Annotated in this window: 1 protein-coding gene; it reads left to right on the top strand. The window is 74.1% G+C overall.

Annotated features, from left to right (window positions below; translation table 11 throughout):
- Positions 1-2,281: hypothetical protein (locus WH85_RS45960; RefSeq protein ID WP_045748544.1), on the top strand; the 2,281-nt coding region annotated here is incomplete at both ends.

Here is a 2,281-nt window from a genome sequence, read left to right as displayed (position 1 = left end):
GACCGCAACGGCCACACGGTGACGATGCGCTGGGACGAGCACGGCCGGCTGCTCGAACGTGACGGTTTCCGGTACACGTACGACGAGTTCGGGCGGGTGGTGACGGTCGTCGCCCCGACCGGCGGGCAGGTCCTCCACCGTTACGAGGGTGCCGGGCGGATCCCGTCGGAGATCCGCGATGCCGAGGGCGGCCTGACCCGCCTGGACGTCCGTGACGGTCTGGTTCACGGGGTGACCGACCCGGACGGTGTGACGCTGACGTTCACCCTCGACGGGTCCGGGCAGGTCACCGCGGTCACCGACGCGTTCGGCGGCACGGCCCGGATCGAGCGGGACGCCGTCGGCCAGGTGATCGCCACCCGCACCCCACTCGGCAGGGAGACCCGGTACGGGTACGACGCGTCCGGTCGTCTCGTCGAGCGCCGGACACCCACCGGTAACCGCTGGACCTACGAATACACGCCCGCCGGCCGGATCACCGCGATCGTCGACCCGTCCGGCGCCCGCCACGAGACCCGGTACGGCGAGCACGGCGCGGTCACGGCCACCGTCGACCCGCTCGGCCACGAGACGACCCGCGCGTACGACCCGTCCGGCAACCTGACCCGGCTGACCACGGCGGACGGATCCGGCTGGGAGTTCACGTACGACGTGCTGTCCCGCCTGACCGGCGCCACGGATCCGTCCGGGTACACCTGGCTGCGGGAGTACGACCCGGAGGGCAATCTGACCGCCGCCGTCGACCCCGAGGGCACCCGGCGGACCGCGACGACTGACGCCCGCGGCCGGGTCGTCGCTCTGCACGACGGTATGACCGGCAGCGTCTTCGAGCACGACCCGCTCGGCAGGGCCACCGCCCACCTGCGGCCGGACGGCACCACGGCCCGGGCGGGCTACGACCGGTGCGGACGCCGGACCACGGTGGAGGACCCGCTCGGCGGCGTGACCAGGATCGAGTACACGCCGGGCGGCCGGATCCGGCGGACCACCTCACCGGGCGGGCGGGTGACGACCTTCGAATACGACGTGGCCGGCCGGCGTACCGCGGTGATCGACCATGCCGGACGGCGGACCGGACTGCGGTACGACGCCGACGGCGCGGTGATCGCGGCTGGGGAGCTGAAGTTCGGGTACGACGGTGACGGCCGGCTGACCCGGCGCGGCGGCGTGACGATCGGCTACGACGCCGTGGGCCGGGTGGTGGCGCTCGGCGAGCGGCGCTTCGGCTATGACCCGGCGGGCCGCCTGACCAGCGCGACCGACGGGCTCGGCCGGCACACCCGCTACGGCTACGATCCACGCGGCAGGCTCACGCGCGTCGTGGATGCCCGGGGCGGTGTCACCGCGTACCGGTACGACGCCGCCGGGCGCCTGACCGCGGTCACCGATCCCCTCGGCAGGGTCAGGGGTTACGCCTATGACCGGGCCGGCCGCCTGGTCGAGAGCACCGACGGCGCCGGGCGGCGTCTGCGCCGTCGTTTCGACGGCTCGGGCCGGATCGTCGAGCTCACCGCGGGTGACGGCACCCGCCTCACGTTCCGGCGTGACCGGGTGGGCCGTCCGGTTGCCGTCGCCGACGGGCACGGCGCGGTCGGCCTCACCTGGGACCGCGCCGGACGCCTGATCGCCAAGAGCCGCGGGGGCCGCACCGTGCGCCGTCGCTTCGGCGCGGACGGCGAAGCCCTCGCCACGGTCCTCCCGGACGGCTCGACGTGGGAGCGGACGCCGCCGGAGACCCCTGCCCGGGTGCTGCCGCTGCATTACGACGCGGCCGGGCAGTTGGTCGCCGAGGGCCAGACCCGTTTCGTGTACGACGAGAGTGGCCGTCTCGTGGCGGACGGCGACGTGGCGTGTGTCTACGATGCGGCCGGGCAGTTGGTGTCGCGGGGCGGGGTCGTCTACGAGTACGACGGCTCCGGCCGCCGGATCCGGGAGGGCGACCGGCGCTCGTACGAGTGGGACGCTTTCGGCCGTCTCGCCGCTGTCTACGACGACGGCTGCCGGACCGGCCTGCGGATCGACCCCCTCGGGGAACTCGCCGAAGTGGCCGGGCAGCAGGTGCTCTGGGACCACGACGTGTGCTGGCTGGACGACCGGCCGGTGCCGCCACGGGAGGAGGCCGGGCGCGATGCGTGGGGTGCGCCCGCGCTCACCGGCCCGGGTGTCGGGTTCCGCGGCGAGTTGGAGTTCGCCGGGCTGACCTGGCTGCGGCACCGGGTGTACGACCCGTCGTCCCGTTCGTTTTTGAGTCCTGATCCGTTGCCGCCGGTTCCGGGGACGG

The sequence above is a fragment of the Actinoplanes rectilineatus genome, from assembly GCF_000962825.1.
Lineage (GTDB): Bacteria > Actinomycetota > Actinomycetes > Mycobacteriales > Micromonosporaceae > Actinoplanes > Actinoplanes rectilineatus.
Note: the sequence above shows the minus strand (reverse complement) of the source record. Positions and strands in the feature narration are given on the sequence as shown.